The organism is Parachlamydia acanthamoebae, assembly GCF_000875975.1.
Taxonomy (GTDB): Bacteria; Chlamydiota; Chlamydiia; order Chlamydiales; family Parachlamydiaceae; genus Parachlamydia; species Parachlamydia acanthamoebae.
On sequence record NZ_BAWW01000066.1, the window covers coordinates 511,889 to 534,675 of the forward strand.

The window sequence follows — 22,787 nt, forward strand, 5'->3', positions numbered from 1 at the left end:
TAATAGATACACAAGACTCGAAATTTACCTATGAAAAAAAATTCTAATATTCCCAATTTAGGGATTGGTATTGGCTTAAGAGTCCCACACTACAATGAAATTTTTCGCGATCAACCTGATATTGACTGGTTTGAAATTATTAGCGAAAATTTCATGGTAGAGGGCGGCCTCCCCTTACAAAATCTTGAACGGATTTTGGAACGCTACCCTGTTGTTCAACATGGTGTTTCCTTAGCAATCGGCAGCCCAGATCCTTTGGATTTTGATTACTTAAAAAAATTAAAAAATCTGACAAAACTCACGAAAACACCTTGGGTCTCCGACCATTTATGCTGGGGAAGACTTCCAGGTGCACATTATCATGATTTACTTCCTCTCCCCTATACCCAAGAAGTGATTGATTACGTTGCAGAACGCGCACGCATTGTGCAAGATTACCTTGAGCTTCCTTTCGCTCTAGAAAACCTTTCTTCCTATGTGGCCTATAACGCAGATGAAATGCCAGAATGGGAATTTTACACGGCTGTCGTAGAAAAAGCGGATATCTATATGATGTTGGATGTGAATAATATCTATGTCTCTAGCCGCAATCACGGATTTACTCCGCGAACTTATTGGGAAAACCTTCCCTTAGATCGGGTTCTTCAAATTCACTTAGCAGGCCATTCCGACTACGGTGCCTATATTCTCGACACACATGACCATCACGTGGTCGATGAAGTCTGGCAAATTTATGCCGAGGTCTATCCGAAGACGGGTGGCGTCTCTACATTGCTAGAATGGGATGACAACTTCCTGAGCTTTCAAGATACGTGGAATGAAGCCTTAAAAGCGAAGCAATTTCAACAGTCTTTAGTTAGTTGCGGAGAGCAGGCATGATCACAGAACAGACACTCGCGCCTCCAGTCCTCCAATATATTCAAGAATGGTTTGGTAGTATCATCGCTCGCCCGATTGATTTTGACAATCGCATGAATCCCATTTCACCATGTGGGCACTCCATGGAAAAGGAAGCGGCTCATTATATTGCGCCAAGTCCAACGTTACGACCTGCGCAAAGAATTGAGTTATACAACCAACAATATTGGTGGCGTTTATTAAATGTTTTGCATGAAGTCTTTCCCTTCGTCACATGCTTGTTTGGCTATCGAGAGTTTAATCAAGTCCTTGGGTTTCCCTTTTTAGTGAAATACCCACCCGCTCATTGGTTCTTGCAAGCCATCGGAGATCGCCTACCTCTTTTCGTCCAGAAATATTACCGGGCGGATGATTTTCAGCTCGTTTACGATGCCACCCAATTAGACTGCGCTTTTAACCAAGCATTTTATTCAGCCCATATTCCCACAAATCTTCAAGAGATGATGTTAGGAGATTCAGAAGCTGTTTTAGCAAAAAGTCTAGTTCTGCAGCCCCATATGCAAGTGTTTGCATTCAAATACGATTTAGTGGAATTTCGCCAAGCTTTTTTAAAGCAAAATCCCGATTATTGGCTGGAACATGACTTTCCCGAACTGAAGCACGTACCCACTTTTTGCGCCGTTTTCCGGAATGATTTCAATCAAGTCGTGACGACACCACTCGATCCAGATGAATACCATTTTCTTTCTCTTTTCCGCTCGGGTTGCTCGATCGATCAAGCCTGTGAATGGCTAGACGAACAAACAGACCCGATCTTTGAAAATAGCGCCGAAAACTTACAAAAATGGTTTCATAAATGGTTCCTAGAACAATGGTTAACTCTAGATACAAAATCATCAATTGAGTAAGCTAGATCCGAATTTACTCTGGTCAAATGTATGCCTCAAATCCATGCGCGCGAAGCAGCCTTTTTGGCTGTTTATTCTTTTTTAAAAGAAGGAAAGTTTCTTTCAGAATCTCTAGAGAACTGGAAGCAAAAAGAATCCCCTTCTTCTTTAGATTTTTCTTTTGCTCAAGATATTGCCTACGGATCAGTTAGAATGGCTCTCGCATTGGATTATATCGCAAAATCAACAGCTGAAAGGCAATCGTTATCTCTCAAAGTAAAAGAAAGATCTCTTCTCCGAACGGCCATTTATCAAGCAGCCTTTCAGCGGTCCACACCTCTTTATGCGATTGGTCAAGAGAGTGGCAATCTCGCCAAAAAATACTGCCATCCCACATTCAGCTCTTTTTTAAATGCCTTATTGAGAAAATTAGGAAGCGGAATTCCTCCGCTACCAGAAGGAAATTCCCTGCAAGATCTAAGCATTCGTTATTCGTATCCTCTTCCCTTGGTTGAAGCTTTTTTGGATGACTTTGGATTAGAAAAATGCAAACAAATGTTAGAGCTTGGCAACCATCCGGCTCCTACTATGGTGAGAATTCGCCCCCATGCATCTCTTACTGAAGATGAAAAAGAAAAACTAACGTGCATACCTGAGCTTTCTCCTCATCTAGCATGCATCAAAGAAACAGGTACTCTGTCCATTTTTTCTCAGTCTCCCCACACTTACATTCAAAACGGTACACCTTACCTATTGATGGAACATCTACGCCAAAGCGCTGAAAATCCTCAAACCATTTTGGATCTTTGTGCCTCTCCAGGTGGAAAATTATTGCTAGCCCATGATTTTTATCCTTCGGCGACCTTATTTGCCAACGATGTTTCCGAGCGCAAACTTAAAACACTTCAAGAAAACTGTCATAAATATCAATTAAACGTCTCCCTCAGCTGTTCAAAAGGGGAATTTTTTGCTTCCGATCGACGTTTTGACTTAATCATTGTCGATGCCCCATGCAGCAACACGGGTGTCCTAAATAAACGACCAGAAGCGCGTTGGAGATTTTCCCCTGAGTCACTTAAACAGCTAGAAGAGACTCAATTGCAATTGCTAGCTCATGCGCGAACACTCCTTTCAGATAAAGGGGAAATTTGGTATTTGACTTGTAGCATTTTAAGTCAGGAAAATGAAAAGCTTGCTCAGAAAATTAGTCAAAAAAGTGGTCTTTTTATGCGAACAAGCCAAACCATTCTGCCGAATGCTTTGGGCTTAGATGGCGGCTTTGCCTGTGCCTTGCGTCCTTATTAAAAAAAATAGAACATACTCGCCATGATAAGTGTTGGAATAAGGGCCCCCAAAAATAGGTATAATGTTGAAATACCATCCGCAAAATACTTATTTAAAATGGCCTGACCTAAGGGATTTGGTGCATTGGCAATCACTGTCAAGCCTCCTCCCGTTACAGCTCCTGCAACAACGGCATATTTCATCTGGTCTGTAAATGTGGGAATCAATGTCGCTAAAAAGGTAATTTCTGCATTGTCATTGAACGCAGTTAAAATAATCGAAAGACCAATCAAAATCTCATTTGAAGCATGCCCTAACAATGGAGCAATCCACCAAGCTTGCAGGGTTCCATGAATGACTAGGCCAGCCAAAAAAAACCCTACTAAAATAGGCGTTTTAAGCTCCAACTCCCATTGAAAAGGAAGCGTTGCCCGATAAAATCCAATAAATAACAAAAAAGACCCAATGAAGACGACGGGATAGTGAGAATGAACCACAATCCATGTCAAAAAAAACACATGAGCCAGACAAATCCACACGGGAATCGATTCCGATTCCTCTTCTGTTTCTCTAAATTGCTGCCTTTGTTTTTCTAATTGGACAAACTCTTTTTGAAAAAAACGGTAATACAAAAAATTTGCAATTAAAATCCCACAAATGGCTTTCCATCCAAATTGCATTAACATGTTTGGCGTATTCCAATCCCAAACTTTGCTAACCATTAAGACAGGAGGAGCAGCAAAAGTTGTTAAAATACCTCCAATCGAAATGTTGGTAAACAAGAGTCCTAAAGTCGCATAGGCAAGAAGAGGAGAAGGCTTTAAGTGATAGAACTGCTTAGCCAAAAGCATGGCACAAATTGTCATCGCGCCAGGCTCTGTGATAAATGATCCAGCTAACGGCCCCACTGTTAAAAGAGCCCACCACCAAGATTTAACAGACTCTCCCCCTAACCTTGCTACCCACTTTAGACTCTTTTCTGCTAGATGAATAATGGGCTTTGTGGAAGTAATCCCCATAATTACAACAACAAAAAGAGGTTCGATGTAACTGATCCCATTTAAGTAGTGAATGACCGTATTCCAATTGTAGATATATCCCATACAAAGAATTAAAGGGATCACCCACACACCAAAGGCAACTTCGACTTCCCCTAAAAAATGAAAAACTTCAATTTTAAAATTATTAAGGGGGTTTTGTATGGTTAAATCGCTTTGTGAGGCTTTAAGACGATTTGACATCTCAGTAAATTTATGTGTAAAAAACGTATGCGTAATGGCACAAATAAAAATAGCAAAAGAAAGCAAGTTAAAGGGTTGAATCTGAATGCGAAAGAGTAGTTGTTCCAGGATACTTCCTAAAGAGGCATCGTCATATTCTGATAAGGATAAGATCAATGGATTTGATGATTCAAAATAGAAGGCACCATTATATAAAAAATACGTGACCTCAGCGGCTCCTAAAGAGATTAAACAATAGGCTAATCCTAACCAAAATCCTTTAACAGAAATATGCTGGAATAATTTTTTGGATGGTAATTCTAAAAGGGATCTATCGTCAGACATTTTATCTCACTGCGTATTTCTCTAAAATCAGCATTTCAGAAGATTTTTTAAATGTAAAAGTATTTTTCTACAATTTAAGAGAGGAAATATAGTGAGAGATATTAAAATCAAGGTCCAAAGCATCAAGATAATGCCATTTGAAAGCCGTTTCCGTAGCCAGTAAGCGAAAGAGCTGCGTTGTTTCATCCAGCCGTTCCCAGCTAACGGATGGTAAAGAGGAAATTTTTTGAATGTATTCCCAACAGCAAGGTGTTACCCATGATCGCATCCACTTGCCACCATGTAAAATCTGTTGTCCTTCATTTAACGCGGAGGTATGCCACTCGATCATTTGAAGCAAAAATGCATCAATCGCTTCAAAGCGAAATTTGGCATTCCATAAATCTTCTCGTTTCAGAGCAATCGCAACATGATACGCTTCAAACCAAAACTCTTTGATGCAGCGGACAAATTGCTGAAGGCTAGGATTATCCCTTTCATACGCTTCATTTTCCACATTTTTTAACATATTCTCTTTATCGACTAAAATCTTGAATGGGGGCAAACAATGAACAGTTCGCAAAATGTCTGGAGAAAAGAGGGTAAAATCCACTTTTATTCCATCTTCGAAAATGACAAGGCGAGTAGGAACGATCTGTTGTGCAAGACATAGCTTTTCATGCACACAAATCCAGACATTTCCAAATGCTGATAGCCAAGTGTCGTTATAGGTAAAGGTTTCGATTTCTGTGCAAAAAAGAGATAGATCATAGTCTGAGTATCTATCAGCTTGATTTGTGGCATGGGATCCTTGCAAAATCACGGCTTTAACGGTTTGCTCTTGCTTAGCCCACTCTACAATCTTGGTTACAATCGATGAACTCACATCAACCAATCTGGTTCAGAATATGTTGAACATCAAAATAAGACCAATATTCAATGATCTTATCATTTTTTATCCGGTACATCGAGACCCCACTAAAAGAAATAGGTCTTCCTGTGGGTTTTTTATTCTTAAATTCCCCTTGATGATTAGCTGAGCATCGCCAGTTAGTGACAACAACGTCTCTTTCACACACTACAAATATGTTTTTTACACTAAGATTAGGAAAGGCCTTCAACCATGTTTTGACAACATTTTTCATCAATTCTCTACCTTGAAAATTCCCAAGCAGACTATGAATAATGGCATCGGGATGAAGCAGATCATCAATGGCACTTAGATCCTTTTTATTCCAAATTCTTTCTTGGAATTCTTCGCCAATCAACTTCAAATGGGGTAGATTATCCATTTTATGCTCTTGCGTTATCTGTTAATGGGTGGGGGCAAATCTAAAGGATTGAAGCCAAGTGGAGGAAGAATGAATACAACGGATAGATCATTCATATCACCTGCGGTGGGTTCAGCATCGAGTTCATAAAAATAATCGCCCTCTTTCAGAGGATGAATATTCACCACTTTAGCAACATGTAATCCTTCGGGAAAAATACCATCCATTCCAGTCGTCACGAGGAGATCATCCACCCTCACTAAAGGGGGAGCCTGGTATGTAGCTCGTTGTGAAAGAGGAATATCTTCGGGAATGCCAGTTCTCAAATCTCTTGCAGGCCCTTCTTGATCAGCAAAATCATAATTAAAGCCAATTCCACGCAAACACGGAGCTTGAGAACGCCAGGAAGACTTGCTACAGCCATTTAACTCGCCTTTTGCCAGCAATAATCTCGGTACGGTTTCCTTTTTTAGCTTCTCTTTAAAACTATTCAATAGGTTTTTTACCTCTTCATCTTGCACAGAAGATGCGGACATAGACTTGAGAAGTAAATCTACTTTTTCTAAAAGAATCGTTTTTTGGTCACTACCTCGATGGACACGCACGGAAAGTGTCAAGCCAGAATCTGTAATTAATTTGACTCTTGCTTGTTTTTTTCCCACATAATCAATCACGCCAATCACGGATTTTCCTAACATCACAGGACTATTTTTGCAAATATAAGAACAACCTAAATCTTCATTTTTGTTAGCTCCTACATTCAGCCATAATGAGCTATTCCAGGATGAAGGAGAACGAAAAATGACTTTTGCTGGAATTCCTCGCCCTTCTAATTCCTTCTTCTCAGAAGCAGAGTCCTCTTCTTTCCATGAATTCAAGCGTAAGTCATGCTCCGCCATTAAACGAAGTCGTTCATTTTCTGTCATTAAAAGCGTATTTTCAAGCTCCAGCTCCTTAAGCCTTTCTTCCGATTGATCGTGAGAGTCCGCCCCTTTTGTCGTAAATGATAAAAATGAAGCCAAACGCAATTTAGTATTAGCCAGGCTTTCCCAGGAAGGGCCCAGCAAAGCAGCAACACTTCCTTTCATTTTCTCGGCAGTTTGCAAAGGGATGCTCATCAATAAAAATAGGAAACAGAAGATGAAAAGATAGGGTTGGGATTGTTTACGTCTCATGATTTTACAATTTGGCTAACCGCTTGTACAACATAATCTAAGTTACTTGAATTAAGTCCAGCCACATTGATACGACCATTTAAGGGCGTGTAAATGCCGTATTGATCTCTTAAAGCTAAAACCTGTTTCTCATCAAGCCCGGAAAAAGAAAACATGCCAAGCTGTTCATTCATAAAACTAAAATCCAAAGCACAATAAGCCTCTGAAAGCCTATTTACAAAGGCTTTTCGAATATTTCTAATTCTTGAACGCATTTTTTCTAATTCTTGCAGCCATTCCTGCTGAAGGGACAAAGATTGAACAATTGTGGATACAATACGCGCTCCATGCAAGGGAGGCATGGAATAACTGCTACGAATCCGTTGTTTGAGATGGCTTTTAACTTTCAAAGCTGTTGATGCATCTGGAGTCACGATAGCTAAAGTCCCGACACGCTCTCCGTAAAGTCCAAAGTTTTTCGAGTAAGAACTAGCCACGAACATTTCATGTCCCTCTTCTGCAAAAAGGCGAATTGCTTGAGCATCTTGCTCCAAGTTAGCACCAAAGCCTTGATAGGCGAAATCAAAAAAGGGAACTAGTTGATGCTCTTTAATTAATTCCGAAAGAATTTTCCATTGCTCAAAAGTAGGATCGACACCCGTGGGATTATGGCAGCACGCATGCAGAATAATCAGGCTTTTAGGTGGCATCGTTCGAATAGCCGCACACATACGATCGAAATCAAAGCCATGCGTTTCTTCAGAATAGTAAGGATAAAAGTTCACCTGCATGCCAGCAGATCTGAAAATTTGCAGATGATTTGGCCACGTGGGCGTCGAAAGGAAAACTGGACCTGAAGCTATTTCTTTATAAAATTCCGCTCCGATTCTTAATGCTCCTGTGCCACCAACCGATTGAATCGCAGCAATCCGTTTATCTTTTAAAAGAAAGTGATTGGAGCCAAAAACAAGCTTAAGAGAGGTTTGAATAAAATCGACAACGCCCTCCATCGGAGGGTATTCCTTATCCAATTTTTGTTCGAGGAGGAGCTGTTCAGCCTTTCGTACAGAAGATAAAACAACGGGATTTCCCCATTCATCTTTATAGGCCCCAATCCCTAAATTCACTTTCTCAGGACGTGTGTCCTGAGAAAAGAGAATATTCAAACCAAAAATGGGATCATCAGGAAGTAAATCGATTTGATTAAACATGTTTAATTCTCATCGTCATCCTTATGAAGACCACAGCATTTTTTATACTTTTTACCGCTTCCGCATGGACATGTATCATTCCGACCTACACGCGGTCCTTGTACCATGACAGGTTGTTCAACCATGTCAGACGGCCCTTCAATCTGCTGGACAGGTGCTCCAGGCCCCTCTTGAGGAGGGCGCACCTCTAATCCTGCAAAAAGAGAACGGTTTGTTTCAAGCTGAAGCCCTGCTAGTAAATCTTGAATCGAGACTTGTCTTGTAATGATCTCAAAGCGGAATAAGTCATGCGCCACTTCACTACGCAGATTTTGTCCAAATTCATCAAAACTAGTGAATGCCTCTTGTTTAAATTCCATCAAAGGATCTCGTTGTCCAACTGCTCTTAAGCCAACTTCAGAACGCAAATGGTCCATTGTTAGCAAATGCTCTTGCCATAGCCGGTCATTTTTTCGAATCATCATATTGCGAATCGCTTCATGAGCAGGCTTTGCAGGACTCAATGAAGAATTTTCTGCAGAGACAACCTTTTGATTTTCTCGTTTTAACTTTTCTTCAAAAGCTGCAATCACTTTTTCAGAAGCCATTTTTTCTAAATCTTCAATCTCGAGATGGTCATTATCGAAATAACCGTCCTCAAAACTCACAGGAAAATGCTGAATGAGCCATTGACGATAGCCTTCAGGATCCCAAGCACCTTCTTCTGAATGATTTTTGAAATACTTATCAGCAGCAGTCTGACAAACAGTATTTAAAATATCTACAGCAATCACTTCCGGATGTTCTGTATGAATGATCTCATTTCTAAAGGCATAAACTTCCTGGCGTTGTTTATTCATCACATCGTCATATTCAAGCGTATGCTTTCGAATGGTGTAATTGCGCTGTTCCACTCTTTTTTGAGCCGTTTCGATTGACTTATTCAGAATAGATGCAGAAATCGGCTCTCCTTCTGGGGGTCTAAATTTCTGCAAAATTCCTGTCAAACGAGGAGAGGCAAAAAGACGCAATAAAGCATCTTCAAACGACACATAGAACTTTGATGTTCCAGGATCCCCCTGACGCGCACAACGACCACGCAACTGTCTGTCAATACGGCGAGATTGGTGTCGTGTCGTGCCCATCACGTATAATCCACCTAATTCCGCTACACCAGGAGCTAATTTAATATCAGTTCCTCGGCCGGCCATGTTTGTTGCAATAGTGATCGCACCCCGCGTTCCAGCATGTGCGACAATTTCCGCTTCTTTATCATTTTGTTTTGCATTCAAAACAGTATGAGGAAGCTTATTTTGTTTAAAAATTCTGGATAATTTTTCAGAGACTTCCACAGATTCTGTACCAATTAGAATCGGACGCCCTTGCTCATGCACTTCACGAACTTCTTTCAAAATCGCATTGTATTTCTCACGCTCGGTCATGTAGATTTCATCATTGAAATCCTTACGTACGCATGTTCTATGTGTCGGAATTTCCAAGACTTCTAATTTATAGATTTGCTTGAATTCTCCCGCTTCAGTCGTTGCCGTGCCCGTCATGCCTGCAAGTTTTTTATACATCCTAAAGAAGTTTTGCAGAGTAACAGTCGCATAAGTCTGCGTTTCTTTCTGGATGGAAACAGCCTCTTTCGCTTCAATGGCTTGGTGCAAGCCATCCGAGAAACGTCGACCAGGTTGTGGACGCCCTGTGTGCTCATCGATAATGACAATTTTTCCATCTTGAACGATATAATCAACATCTCGTTCCATAAGCAGATGGGCTCTCAAAAGCTGTCTGAGATTATGAGCGCGTTCTTTACGCTTCGCATCTTCTTCCTGAACGGCCAACTTCCGTTCCATTTTAGCATTGGTATCTAAATTTGGATCTTCGTCGATGAGCAAATATTCGTGGCTGATGTCGAGCATGACGAAATCATCTGCAGACCCTTCTTTTGCCACGTTCTGCCATGCAGCAATCCCCTTGTCTGTTAATTCGTATTCACTACTTTTTTCATCGACAACCATGAAAAGCTCAGAAAGCGCGCGGGCCTTTTCTTCTTTGTTGGTGTCCCCATAGTAATAAAGATCCCATTTATCAATCGCTGCGCGCAGATCGGGGTCCTCTTTCACACGTTTTAAAATTTTGTTATGCGGGGTTCCTTTCCCGACTAACCAAAATTTTCTGAGCGCTTCCTGGTAGATTTCTTCCTCTTTTTTATCGCGCTTATCGCGGATTTTGCCTTCCGCATCAACTAAACTTTCTAAACTCTTGCGCGCTTCACTTGCCAGACGATTGCACAAATCTCTTTGCATTCGGACTAAATCAGCGGCTCCTGTTTTCAACTCATCGTACATTTGGCGACTCACAGGCACTGGACCGGAAATAATCAAAGGTGTACGCGCTTCATCGATTAAAATGGAGTCGACTTCGTCGATAATCGCAAAATAATACCCACGTTGTACTTGCTCTTCTTTCCGAGAAGCCATTGAGTTATCGCGCAGATAGTCGAAACCAAATTCGGAAGCTGTGCCATAAACAATATCCGCTTCATAAAGTTTCTTTCTTTCCTCTGTCGAGGTATCATTGGTAATGGAAGCTGTTGTTAGTCCCAACCAGCGGAATATTGTTCCAATCCATTCACAGTCCCGTTTAGCCAAATAATCGTTAACGGTGACCAAGTGCACGGATTCGCCTGTTAAAGCGTTTAAATAAAGCGGCATCGAAGCGGTTAAGGTTTTTCCTTCCCCGGTCATCATCTCTGCAATGCATCCATGATGGAGAGCTATCGCACCTACAATTTGCACATCATAAGGGACCATATCCCATTTCTGATCATAGCCTGAAACGTGAACTTCTGTTCCGCAAAGGCGTCTGCATGTATTTTTCACGACTGCATAAGCTTCTGGGAGGATCTGTTCTAAAGTTTCCCCGTTAGCTAACCGTTGCTTAAATTCATTTGTCTTAGCACGCAGGGCCTCATCGCTAAGCGAAGTAAATTTCGCATCCCATTCGTTAACTAATGCCACACTTTTAAAGTATTTTCTCACAAGACGATCTTGTGCTGTGCCGAAAATTTTCTTGAGGATTCCGAACATATCTCTTCCCATTGTAATTGAGAATTTTATGAAAAAATTCTCCTATATTATTAAGGATAAATTTTACGTTAGCGCCCTTTTTTATTCAAGCGGTCCCTCTTGTTTTTAACGCAGGAAGGAAATAAAAAAAAGGAGTTAAATGCCTGATTGGACAAGATCGTGCATTTTAATCAGCCCTACGACCTTGTGATTATCATCCACAACAGGTAGCACGGTAATGGGATGTTTCTGATCGGATTCCATTTGACGCATAGCTTCGAAGGCTAAAACATCAGGGGTAATCAACTGCGGTTTTTGCGACATAATTTGACCGATAGGGGTTTCCAAAACCTGTACACCATTTTTTTGGAGGGCACGTCGCAAATCTCCGTCCGTGAAAATTCCTTTCAAAATAAATTGATTATCTACAATTAAAACACATCCACATTTTTTATTAGACAATTCAACCAAAATGTCGACCAATTTGTTTTCTGGATAGCAAATGGGAATGGCCGATCCCGTTAACATGAGGTCTTTGACTTTGACATTGACACGCTTCCCTATTGTCCCAGCCGGATGATTTAATCCGTATTGATCTTTGCTAAAATTCTTATGCGTCATGAGCTCCACCGCCAAAACATCCCCAAAAATCATTTGGATAGTTGTAGAAGTTGTCGGAACCAAATCAAAAGGACATAGCTCTTTTTGAAGCGGTAACTCAATAAAAATATCGCAAGCTTTTGCCAAACGACTTTTTGCATTGGAAACAATCCCGATAATTGTGGCACCTTTATTCCGCAAGCATGGCATTAAATTCAACAATTCATCGGTTTCTCCACTTTTGCTTAGAATTAAAAAAACATCGTCAGAGGTGACAATTCCAATATCTCCGTGCAAAGCATCGGTTGGCGAAAGAAAAAGTGCGCGAGTTCCTGTAGAAGTCATGGTCGCCGCCACTTTTTTGGCCACATAACCGCTTTTCCCTACTCCCGTAAAAATTAAAACTCCCTTGCAATTCTGACAAATTTCAAGAACTTTCTCAGACTTTTGCATGTCTAGGTGGCTGAAAAAATAATCGAGGTAATTTTTTGCATGTGCAAAGAGATCTTTCAGCATGGATTTCCTTAGATGGGATATTAAAATTTTAAAAATAGACAGAGAAAAACTTTGTGGAGAATTTTTCTTTCTTCAGTAGACATTGGATATTAAATTAAAAAAGTATTAGGCTCAAGATTGTTTTTCTTGGGAAAGGACGATTCCCGTAAAGGGATTAAAATAGGAGTGAAAATGGGACAAAAACTAATTCCGATTACAGTTGCCGAAGGTGACGGCATTGGACCTGAAATCATGCAAGCTGTCTTGCACATTCTTTCAGCAGCCAAAGCACCTCTAGATATCACAACAGTGGAAATAGGGGAAAAAGTTTATCAAAAAGGGGAAAAAACAGGAATCAGCCCAGAAACCTGGGATATTATTCGCAAAACAAAAGCATTCCTTAAAGCTCCTATTACGACTCCGCAGGGGGGGGGTTTTAAAAGCTTAAATGTCACAGTACGAACATCACTTGGGCTTTATGCCAACGTCCGTCCTTGCGTTTCTTACTCCCCCTTTGTCCAAACCAAACATCCCAAAATGGATGTGGTGATCGTGCGAGAAAACGAAGAGGATCTTTATACAGGGATTGAATATCGTCAAACACTCGATACATACCATGCATTAAAAATTATCACGCGGCCAGGTTGCGAAAAAATCATTCGGTATGCATTCGAATATGCCCTGGCAAATAAGCGGAAAAAAGTGACATGCTTTACTAAAGATAACATCTTAAAACTCACCGATGGTCTATTTCACAAAGTTTTCGAAGAAATTGCACAAGAATACCCTTCTATTGAAAATGAACATTGGATTATTGATATTGGTGCAGCTAAAATGGCCGATACCCCTGAAGCATTTGACGTAATCGTCATGCCAAATTTATATGGAGACATTTTATCTGATGTTGCGGCACAAATCGCTGGCTCTGTCGGTCTTGCGGGTTCTGCCAATATTGGCGAGCATGCGGCCATGTTTGAAGCCATTCATGGGTCTGCACCACGCCGCGCAGGAAAAAACATGGCCAATCCATCAGGTTTACTAATGGGAGCAATTTTAATGCTTGTGCATGTAGGTTTACCTGACTTTGCCACTCTTGTGCACAATGCGTGGTTAACTACTCTCGAACAAGGGATCCATACCTATGACATTTACAAAGAAAACATCAGTAAGCAACTCGTTGGAACTAAAGAATTTGCAGAAGCGGTAGCTCAAAGAATTGGCCAAAAGCCTAAAATTCTTAAAGAAGCAAGCTATGGAGAATTTAATGCAATTCTCACACAAAAACATGAATCTAAACAAACCGGCATCCACAAGACAACGCAAGGAATTGACATCTTTGTCGATTCTAATCAAGAGGTAGAAGAGTTAGAGAAAAAACTCACTAAAGTTCAAGATCCAGACTTTAAGCTATCAATGATCAGCAATCGAGGCGTACGCGTTTGGCCGGTTAAAATGCCAGAGACAGCTTGCTCTGACAGCTGGCGTTGCCGCTATATCGCGTCAAAAAAAGGTTCCAATCTTTCCCATCATCAAATTGCTCGCCTCTTGCAAAAATTTGCAGATGCACAAATCGATTTTGTCAAAACGGAACATCTGTGCTCATTCGATGGTTCACCGGGCTACACTTTAGCACAAGATGAACAATAAATGCTTTTCTACAAAGGACTTGATCAAGTCCTTTGTTTTTCTTTCTAATACTCATCTTTTTTATTATAAAAACAATCAATATTTAAATATTACTTTAATAGCAAATAAAAATAATGCTATAATGAGTTATACAAAAATATTATCGGGGGTTTTTATTTATGAGCAGTCCAGTTAATTCACCACGTTCATCAGGCGAATATAAAGTTGAAGCTGCTAATCTTGGCGAAATAGCTTCAGCAAATAAAACTGTTCAAACAAATGAAATCGATGCAAGTGTTGAGCAAGCTGCTGATAAGGTCTTAAATAAATCAGCTTCCGAGCGCAAATCTATTCCCACTCGTCCTTTATCCGATAATGCAGATAGCGTTAAGGAAAGAAATCAAAATAAAGCCACTCAAAGCAATCTAAGTAAATTCCTTCAGTTTTTTACTCATATAGGCAAACGCTCTAAAAAACAAAAAACCGAACAAGATTCTTTTGAAACGGAAATGACCGAAATGAAATGGCAAACGAATGCAGCATTCCATGATGAAAACAAAGTTTCCTCAGAAGCAATCAAAAAAATGGCAACCCCGGAAGCTCAGGAAACAAAGAAAAAAAGTTCCGGAATCAAATCATTCATACAAGGTATTATTAAGTTTGTTAAATCTCATAATCCTTTAGCACGCATAACACGAACAAAAAAAGCTGTTGTTGAAGAAACAAAGGAGGTTGAAAAATCTCTACCTTCCAATATTGAACCTTATCATAATCTAGTTAAACAAATGATTAATAGACTTGAACAAGGCGAAAAAAAAGGTTCCATTCCACTTGGATTATTTCGAGTGAGTGGAAGTAAAACTACTGTCGAAAAAGCGGTTACAGATTTTAAAGAGACCGAAGGACATCAAGATCTTCCAAGCGATTGGCATGATGCCACCTCTATGATTAAAAACACAGTGATGTCACAAAAAGCTCCTCCCATGCAAAAAATTAAAGATTTAAATATTCCTGCAGTACATGCTGAAGCGGTTGATCAAAAAAAATCAGAAGAAGAAATTATACAAAATATCCAAGGAGCAATTTTCAAACTAGACTCTGAAGAGAGAAACTTTTTAAAAGATTACTTAAAAATGATCGATCTGACTTATCAGAAGTCTTGGCCAAAGGAACAAGCGCCTGGAGATAAAGATCCTTTTACAGCCTATTTGCAAGGAACCCCCTCTCTCACAAATGTTTTTTCTCATGAAAGTCTTGCAGATGCTCTTTTTGCAAGTATGGGCACTCAAAAAACTGTAAATTTGGGTTATGTTGAATTTTTAGTCAATAATCGAGAAAAGATCTTTCAAACAGAAAAAACTGAAATTTGAGTGTCTTGATGGCTTTGAACATGCGTGATTGGACTTCGTAAAAATTGCTCCCCTGCCTGTTGAAAACGTTCCGGATCATCCGAAACGTAATAACGGAAATGGGGAGTTTTTTCTTTTAAAGACTGCAATTGTTGGTTGCCTAATATCTCTTCGACTTTAAGGGCACAAGCAGAAGCGGAATCAATAATTTTAACCTGCCCCTCCATTTCTTCTTCTATCAAAGATTTGAGTAAAGGATAATGGGTACAGCCCAAAATGAGGGTATCCACGTCACTCTTTTTTAATGGTTGTAGGTATTCCTGCACAATTAAACGCGTTGCTGGATGCTCTAACCACTGTTCCTCTACCAGCGGTGCCAATAAAGGACACGCTAGCGAAACCACGCGTGCTTGTGGCATAAGATCGAGTATTTTCTGCTTATACACACCTGATCGGATCGTCCCTTTAGTCCCCAAAACAGCAATGGAACCGCTTTGAGTTTGTGCAATTGCCGCTTCGATACTGGGAGAAATCACGTCAATAATGGGAATGAGAAATTGATCCTGCAAAGTTGAAAAAGCAAAGGCAGATGCCGTATTACAAGCAATCACCAGCAATTTAATGTCTTGCTCCATCAAGAAATGAGCATTGGCAAGCGAATACTGAATAATGGTTTCGGCGGCATTATTCCCGTAAGGAAAATGCGCGGTGTCTCCAAAATACAAAACAGATTCATAGGGCAATAACTGCATGACAGCCCGCATTACGGTCAATCCCCCTATTCCTGAATCGAACATCCCAATCGGGTTGTTATTCCATATTTTTTCTTTTTGAAACATATCACTAAGGAAGTTTAAGTTTTTGTCCTTTACGGATCTTGTCTTGACTCAAACCATTCAGTTCCTTCAAAACCTTGATGCTTGTTTTATGCACTTGGGCAATTTTACCTAAGCTATCTCCATCTTTGACTTCATACAATTTAAACTCCTGTGCCACATCTTGTGGAGGTTGTAAAACATCCATAAGAGCCGCGAGGGCTATTTGCATGTTTTCCATATTTTTATGTTGAAGCTCAGATGCCTGAGTCAGCTGGCTAAGCTTTTGATCCAGCTTTGAAATAACCGTGGTGGATTCATTGAGATGTGTTTGCAGATTTTTTAAGTCTTGCACAATTTTTTTTGAGGTTGACTCAAGCTCGCTTAAACGTGTCTCTTGACTGCTCGTGTTTGACTTCACAAACTCTTTTTGTTTATCCTGATTATCCATCATCTGCTTACTTAAAACGTGGAGCGTTTCCTGCAAGCTTTCACATTTTTGCTCTAAAAGGGTAATTTCTTTCTCATGATTATTAAATTCATGTCGAAGGATATTTAACGAAGCCTTCATCTCTTGCTCAAGCAATACCCGTTGATTTTGAGTCCTTGGAGGATTAGCGGCCTCAAGCTGAAATAGATTTACCAACACAAAAAGAAAGGGAATCATTCCCTTTCTTATCAATATAGATCCAGCCATCGTTAGCCTCAACGCTGGTAAATTTTAAATTCTGCGCGACGGTTTTGTCCCCACGATTCTTCATTATGATCCAGAAACAAAGGACGTTCTTTTCCGTAAGAAATGGTGAACAAATTCTCTGGATTAACTCCCTCTTTGATCAAAATTTCACGCACAGCATTGCTTCTTCTAGAGCCTAGAGCTAGATTATAGGCCTCTGCCCCTCTTTCATCGCAATGTCCTTCAATGAATACATACACACGATCGTGCTTTTTTAAATAATTGGCAACTTTGCGAAGTGCAAGTAGGTTTTCTTCACCCTTGATTAAGTTGCTATTATACGGAAAGCGCACACTTTCAAAAATTCCTGCTAATTCAGGATATGTAGCGGGATCATAAAAAGCATCAATTCCAGGAATCGCACTACCAGGATCTCCTGGAGAATATTTTGGGTGACGAGATACGTCAGCCATCGCAATCAAATTGTCATTATTTAAATCCTGGAGAGGAACGTAGTCACATTCTTCAGGAGAAAAACTGTATTCTTCATCATACACGGAAAACTCTTCTCGGCAACGTACCTGGCGAGAATCCCCATGTTTTCCTGCTAAAGAGCGAAAGCCTCTTTGCACATGGCGTCCGGCAGATTTAGTGTCATCCCACACATCATCTTTCGTTCGCATACATCCAAAGCAAAAAATAACAGCTAAAATCAACTGGATTGAAATCAGGAGTTTTGTCTTCATAAAACCTCTAAAAGAATTGAATCATCTTGGTTGAGTTAGTTCCCATACATACAATTATAGAGAAGCATTCTCACAATCTTTCCCCGATTTTGCAAGGGATTCGATTAAGAATTGGATCTTATCACAATGGGAGCAAAAAAATACAACGAAACTATGATTTTTTAGGACTAGATTGTTTGAAGAAGTCTTTACAAACTAATTTCAACATATTTACTTTTAGTTAATTGTGGCGCAAAAATGTCTGAATCATGCCTCAATTTGAAAGCATTTTTCTTAGTTCCAAATAAATCCCTTCCAGAGGATGACTGTAAACGTAAAGATGATCTGTTATTAGAAAAATCGAAATATTCAGTTTTTTATAAATAAAATAGCAATTTAATCCTTCAATCCGTATAAGTCGATTTCACCAAAAAAGGTGTGACCATGGATAAGAAAGAAAACATTGAAATTCTAGCAATTGGCACGGAAATTTTAACAGGACATACTGTTAATACAAATGCGGCCTACATTGCTAAACACTTAATGGATATCAATCTTGAAGTTTCCAGACAAATCGTCGCGCCTGATGCTGGAGAACGTTTAAAGGCTATTTTGACGGAAATCGTTGCTCGGGCATCTTTAGTTATTGTAACAGGAGGCCTCGGTCCAACCTGTGATGATAATACACGTCAAATTGTTGCTCAATTATTAGGATGCTCCTTTCGTTTTGACGAAGAGATTGCAGCAGAACTTGCCCAACGTTATGGGGCCAATCTCATGAGTCTTAAAGATCAAGCAACTGTTTTGCATCCCGCTATCATTTTGAAAAATACCATCGGAACGGCACCAGGATTTATTGTTCAGAAAAATCAAACAACTGTCATTTTACTTCCTGGGATTCCCGAAGAAATGAAAGTAATGCTCGGTCAGGTGCTGGATTATTTAAAAAGCCATTTTTTAGATGGTGTCAAAACATTCACACGCAAATGTAACTTTTTTGGACTCACAGAATCTACTGTCGACGTGGTTTTAAAACAATTACAATCTAATTACCCTGAAGTAGAATTTGGCATTTATTCGAGTCAAGGTGTGCTGACCGTACAAGTGACTAAAAAATCAGAACAGAAAGATCCAACCCTTCTTCTATTAGATACATTAATCCAAACAATCAAAAATACATTTTCCGGGCATTTTTTTGACACCCCCTCTAATACAATTGAAGAAGCCATACACAATTTATTCTGCCAACATAACTGGACTTTGAGCTGTGCGGAATCGTGCACAGGTGGCCAATTGGCTAGCGCTTTAACCTATTTTCCAGGATCCTCAGAATATTTTCTAGGAGGTATTGTCCCCTATTCAAACACTCAAAAAATCCACATTTTAGGGGTCACACCAAAGAGTATTGAGGAAGATGGGGCTGTCAGCGCCCGCGTCGTTTCACAAATGGCTGAAAATATGCTCACCCTGGCAAATAGCGATTATAGCCTTGCTGTTTCCGGTATTGCAGGACCGGATGGGGGAACAACCGAAAAACCCGTTGGTACAATTTGGGCGGCTATTGCTCAGCGCGGACGTCCCCCTTTTGTATGGGAGTTTTTAGCTAAAGGCAATCGACAACTCATCATAAAAAAGACCATAAACACCATTTTAGGGCAACTCTTGAAGATTTGCCATCAACGACTAGGAGAAAAATAAAATCTTTAAAAAATAATGAAAAACCCTTCCTCCAATCCACTTGCATTAACGCTCACCACTTAATCTATCATATGGGTTTTCTTCCTTATCCTTTTAATATGGATAAATTAATGTCGAATCCTAAAAATAATGTTGCAAACTCAAGGAATTATCGCCAGATATTAAAAACAAAGGCTAAAATTCGTATGAAACGCCTTATTTATAGAATATTATATCTCTACGTTTGATATAAGCTTTACTAAATTTAATCTCTTCGCTGGATTTATGGGGCTTGCAAATAGGATGTTCAGAATTGGAGTATGCAGTTAAATTTTAAACGCAATCTTTCAAAAAAATTGGTATAGCGTTCTCACAAAATAAGGGCAACTTATGTTGAGACGATTACAGGAGAAATCATGAGCACAGTATTCACAACAAGCATTGTTAAAGAAAAAGATAGCCATGCCGCCGGTGAAGCTCTCGGTCTAGAGGCTCTCAAAAAAATGCCTTCGCAAAAACCAGATCTCGCAATCATTTTTGGTTCACCCGATTATGACTATAAAAAAGTTTTTGAATCACTTTTTAAGGTCATTGGTGAAATTCAAATCATTGGATGCACTTCAGCGGGAGAATTTACCGAGAAAGAAGTCTCTCAAGGAGGGATTGCGTGTGCATTTATCACGTCGGACACGCATCACTTTTATACTGGGATCGGTATTGGACTGCAAAACAAGCAAAATGAGGCCATCGATGTTGCTCTAACAAACTTCCCAAAATCTGTTCCCAACTTCCCATTACAATCTGCTATGCTATTCGTCGATGGATTAACAGGAAAAGGCGAAGAAGCCGTGCAAGCGACTTCTCAAATGTTAGGTGGTCAGGTCAAATTATTTGGAGGAGCCGCCGGAGACAATCTCCGCTTTAAAAAAACACGTGTGTTTGGTTCAGGTTTAGCCCTCTCCGATGCCGTGAGCACATGTCTCATTGCTTCCAAAAAACCAATTATTTGTAGCGTAAAGCATGGTCACCACCCGATTTCTCCCGCTCTTTGCGTGACGAAAGCTAAAGACAATATTCTTTATGAAATCGAAGGAAAGATCGCATTAGATGTATGGAAAGAATACTTACAGGATGAAGTTCAAGAGCAGGATTGGCAACATCTCATTAATCACGATTCAGAGTTTTTATCTAAACTATTACTGAAACACGAGGCAGGAGTGATTACAGGCGATTCTTACAAAATCCGCTTTCCGATTTCATGTAATCCGGATGGTTCTTTAAACTTTATTTGTACCATTGAAAAAAATTCCTTAATCAAAATCATGAGTGCTCGCCCCTCTGATCAAATTACATCAGCACTAGAAGCTGCTAAAGAAGCCCTGACACGAGCCAAAAATGAAAAGATCGCTGGCATAGTGGTTTTTGACTGTGCTTGTCGAGGCATGATATTAAAAGAACGTTTTTCCGTTGCTGTAGAAATGATCAAAGATATCTTTCCTGATACTCCCATGATTGGGGTAGAAACCTATGGAGAAATTTTGTTAGATCCGGATGAACCTGCAGGGGGATTTCACAATGCCTCAATCGTAATCATGCTCATCCCCGAATAAAAGAAGCTTACTCGAATTAAAAAGATACCGATACTTACCCGGAGAAGATTTCAATACCTTCACACCATGCCAAGCATTCGGCGTATTTTTGAATAAAAATTATATTTATTCAAAAAATTGATTGGTGTAGAAATCATGAAATCTTGAAAGTCTGAATTAAACTTGTCTCCAAGAACACATAAAGCATCTCTCCAAGCAAAATCCCAATCTTCTGAAATGTTAAACGAAAAATGGTCACAATCTTCGAGGCATTGCCACTATGGGTAGCAACCTTATTGATCGAAATTCCCATGTGCCACGTATACCGAATTTGATATCTTTGATCGTCTAAAATTTGCGTCATTTAATATTGATAAGTCACATCGTAACAGAAAAATCCCACCCTTTTTCCGTTAGATACGTTAATCAAAACAAGCAAAATACATTTTTAAGGCATTTTTTTTCACTCTTTGATGATTTGTCCTCAACAATTAGATGGTGATATCATCTAGGTTTTCTTATCCTTAATATAGATAAATTAATATCGAATTCTAAAAATAATGTTGCATAATCAAAGAATTATCCCTGATATTAAAATTCGTATGAATCGCTTTTATTTATAGAATATTATATCTCAAAGTTAGGTATTTATGTGGTTTGCAAATAGACTGTTCAGAATTGGAATATACGGTTAAAATTCAAACCCAATCTTTCAAAAAAACGATATGGAGTTCTCGCAAAATAAGGGCAACTTATGTTGAGGAGATTACAGGAGAAATCATGAGCACAATATTCACAACAAGTATTGTTAAAGAAAAAGATAGCCATGCCGCCGGTGAAACTCTTGGTCTAGAGGCACTCAAAAAAATGCCCACGCAAAAACCAGATCTCGCAATCATTTTTGGTTCACCCGATTACGATTATAAAAAAGTTTTTGAGTCGTTTTTTAAAATCATCGGTGAAATTCAAATCATTGGATGCACTTCAGCGGGAGAATTTACCGAGAAAGAAATGTCACAAGGAGGGATTGCGTGTGCATTTATCACATCGGACACACATCACTTTTATACCGGCATTGGTATTGGGCTGCAAAACAAACAAAATGAAGCCATCGATGTTGCTCTAGCAAACTTCCCAAAATCGGTTCCCAACTTTCCTTTGCAATCTGTAATGCTGTTCGTCGATGGATTAACAGGAAAAGGCGAAGAAGCCGTGCAAGCAGCTTCTCGAATGTTAGGGGGTCAGGTCAAATTATTCGGAGGAGCGGCAGGAGATAATCTGCATTTTAAGAAAACTCGTGTATTTGGCTCAGGGTTAGCCCTTTCCGATGCCGTGAGTACATGCCTCATAGCTTCCAAAAAGCCGATTATTTGTAGCGTAAAGCATGGCCACCACCCGATCTCCCCAGCTCTTTGCGTGACGAAAGCTAAAGACAATGTTCTTTATGAAATCGAGGGAAAGATTGCATTAGATGTATGGAAAGAATACTTACAGGATGAAATTCAAGAGCAGGATTGGAAGCACCTCATTAACCATAGCTCAGAATTTTTATCTAAACTATTAATGAAGGCAGGAATGATTACGGGCGATTCTTATGAAATCCGCTTTCCGATTTCATGTAATCCGGATGGTTCTTTAAACTTTATTTGTAAAGTTGAAAAAAATTCCTTAATCAAAATCATGAGTACACGCCCCTCTGATCAAATTACATCAGCACTAGAAGCTGCTAAAGAAGCCCTGAAACTAGCCAAAAATGAAAAGATTGCTGGCATTGTTGTCTTTGACTGCGCTTGTCGAGGAATGATTTTAAAAGAACGTTTTTCCATAGCTGTGGAAATGATCAAAGACATCTTTCCTGATACTCCCATGATTGGAGTAGAAACCTATGGAGAAATTTTGTTAGAGCCTGACGTACTTGCAGGGGGATTTCACAATGCCTCGATCGTGATCATGCTCATCCCCGAATAAACGAA

Annotated in this window: 18 protein-coding genes; 8 read left to right on the plus strand and 10 right to left on the minus strand. The window is 39.7% G+C overall.

All coding sequences use genetic code 11. From position 1 onward, the window contains the following. The first annotated feature begins 30 nt into the window (after positions 1–30). Genes bufB through AOM43_RS11810 form a run of 3 tightly spaced genes read left to right on the plus strand, consistent with a single transcriptional unit; the run spans position 31 to position 3,050 of the window. Positions 31–879 (plus strand): MNIO family bufferin maturase, encoded by an 849-nt coding sequence (gene bufB / locus AOM43_RS11800; protein ID WP_006341518.1) that lies wholly within the window; start codon positions 31–33, stop codon positions 877–879. Next, positions 876–1,766, plus strand: coding sequence for an HvfC/BufC family peptide modification chaperone (locus AOM43_RS11805; RefSeq protein ID WP_059360416.1), 891 nt, complete (start codon positions 876–878; stop codon positions 1,764–1,766). Before bufB ends, AOM43_RS11805 begins: the two co-directional genes overlap by 4 nt. Positions 1,767–1,796: 30 nt before the next feature. Next, positions 1,797–3,050: an RsmB/NOP family class I SAM-dependent RNA methyltransferase gene (locus tag AOM43_RS11810; protein WP_059360418.1), complete on the plus strand. Its 1,254-nt coding sequence runs from the start codon at positions 1,797–1,799 to the stop codon at positions 3,048–3,050. Here AOM43_RS11810 and AOM43_RS11815 read toward each other — a convergent pair. The 7 genes from AOM43_RS11815 to AOM43_RS11845 form a co-directional block, all read right to left on the minus strand. Continuing rightward, entirely contained in the window at positions 3,047–4,594 is a 1,548-nt protein-coding gene (locus AOM43_RS11815) for a putative Na+/H+ antiporter (protein ID WP_006341521.1), read from the minus strand. The two genes, AOM43_RS11810 and AOM43_RS11815, sit on opposite strands and share 4 nt — an antisense overlap. Positions 4,595–4,661: 67 nt before the next feature. Next, positions 4,662–5,459, minus strand: coding sequence for an aminoglycoside 6-adenylyltransferase (locus AOM43_RS11820; protein WP_059360420.1), 798 nt, complete (start codon positions 5,457–5,459; stop codon positions 4,662–4,664). Between the two features lies 1 nt (position 5,460). Then, positions 5,461–5,865 carry an ester cyclase gene (locus AOM43_RS11825; protein ID WP_006341523.1) on the minus strand — a complete coding sequence of 135 codons (405 nt, stop codon included), beginning with the start codon at positions 5,863–5,865 and terminating at the stop codon, positions 5,461–5,463. Positions 5,866–5,879: 14 nt separating this feature from the next. Next, the gene (locus AOM43_RS11830; RefSeq protein WP_013924147.1) at positions 5,880–7,019 is read right to left on the minus strand and encodes a rod shape-determining protein MreC; all 1,140 of its coding nucleotides are present in this window, start codon (positions 7,017–7,019) and stop codon (positions 5,880–5,882) included. Next, a complete protein-coding gene (locus AOM43_RS11835; RefSeq protein ID WP_013924146.1) occupies positions 7,016–8,209 on the minus strand; it encodes an amino acid aminotransferase in 1,194 nt (397 codons plus the stop codon). Before AOM43_RS11835 ends, AOM43_RS11830 begins: the two co-directional genes overlap by 4 nt. Before the next feature lie 2 nt (positions 8,210–8,211). Then, a complete protein-coding gene (secA, locus tag AOM43_RS11840; protein ID WP_039378110.1) occupies positions 8,212–11,283 on the minus strand; it encodes a preprotein translocase subunit SecA in 3,072 nt (1,023 codons plus the stop codon). A gap of 135 nt (positions 11,284–11,418) precedes the next feature. After that, positions 11,419–12,378, minus strand: a complete 960-nt coding sequence (locus AOM43_RS11845) for a KpsF/GutQ family sugar-phosphate isomerase (protein WP_006341527.1) — start codon at positions 12,376–12,378, stop codon at positions 11,419–11,421. Positions 12,379–12,549: 171 nt separating this feature from the next. Between AOM43_RS11845 and AOM43_RS11850 the strand changes: the two genes are divergently transcribed. Beyond that, on the plus strand, positions 12,550–14,004 hold the full coding sequence (locus AOM43_RS11850; protein WP_013924143.1) for an NADP-dependent isocitrate dehydrogenase: 1,455 nt from the start codon (positions 12,550–12,552) through the stop codon (positions 14,002–14,004). A gap of 158 nt (positions 14,005–14,162) precedes the next feature. Further along, positions 14,163–15,353 carry a Rho GTPase-activating protein gene (locus AOM43_RS11855; protein ID WP_013924142.1) on the plus strand — a complete coding sequence of 397 codons (1,191 nt, stop codon included), beginning with the start codon at positions 14,163–14,165 and terminating at the stop codon, positions 15,351–15,353. Here AOM43_RS11855 and murI read toward each other — a convergent pair. The 3 genes from murI to AOM43_RS11870 are packed head-to-tail and all read right to left on the minus strand — an operon-like array spanning position 15,329 to position 17,569. Beyond that, positions 15,329–16,171, minus strand: a complete 843-nt coding sequence (murI, locus tag AOM43_RS11860) for a glutamate racemase (RefSeq protein WP_006341530.1) — start codon at positions 16,169–16,171, stop codon at positions 15,329–15,331. The two genes, AOM43_RS11855 and murI, sit on opposite strands and share 25 nt — an antisense overlap. 4 nt (positions 16,172–16,175) lie before the next feature. Further along, complete coding sequence (locus tag AOM43_RS11865) at positions 16,176–16,844, minus strand: LysM peptidoglycan-binding domain-containing protein (RefSeq protein ID WP_006341531.1); 669 nt, start codon at positions 16,842–16,844, stop codon at positions 16,176–16,178. Positions 16,845–16,852: 8 nt separating this feature from the next. After that, positions 16,853–17,569 (minus strand): OmpA family protein, encoded by a 717-nt coding sequence (locus AOM43_RS11870; protein ID WP_006341532.1) that lies wholly within the window; start codon positions 17,567–17,569, stop codon positions 16,853–16,855. Positions 17,570–17,992: 423 nt separating this feature from the next. Between AOM43_RS11870 and AOM43_RS11875 the strand changes: the two genes are divergently transcribed. The 3 genes from AOM43_RS11875 (at position 17,993) to AOM43_RS11890 (ending at position 22,782) form a co-directional block, all read left to right on the plus strand. Next, complete coding sequence (locus AOM43_RS11875; RefSeq protein WP_059360423.1) at positions 17,993–19,246, plus strand: CinA family nicotinamide mononucleotide deamidase-related protein; 1,254 nt, start codon at positions 17,993–17,995, stop codon at positions 19,244–19,246. 395 nt (positions 19,247–19,641) lie between these two features. After that, positions 19,642–20,835 carry an FIST signal transduction protein gene (locus AOM43_RS11880; RefSeq protein WP_013924139.1) on the plus strand — a complete coding sequence of 398 codons (1,194 nt, stop codon included), beginning with the start codon at positions 19,642–19,644 and terminating at the stop codon, positions 20,833–20,835. Between the two features lie 759 nt (positions 20,836–21,594). Beyond that, on the plus strand, positions 21,595–22,782 hold the full coding sequence (locus tag AOM43_RS11890; RefSeq protein ID WP_059360425.1) for an FIST signal transduction protein: 1,188 nt from the start codon (positions 21,595–21,597) through the stop codon (positions 22,780–22,782). Positions 22,783–22,787: the final 5 nt, after the last annotated feature.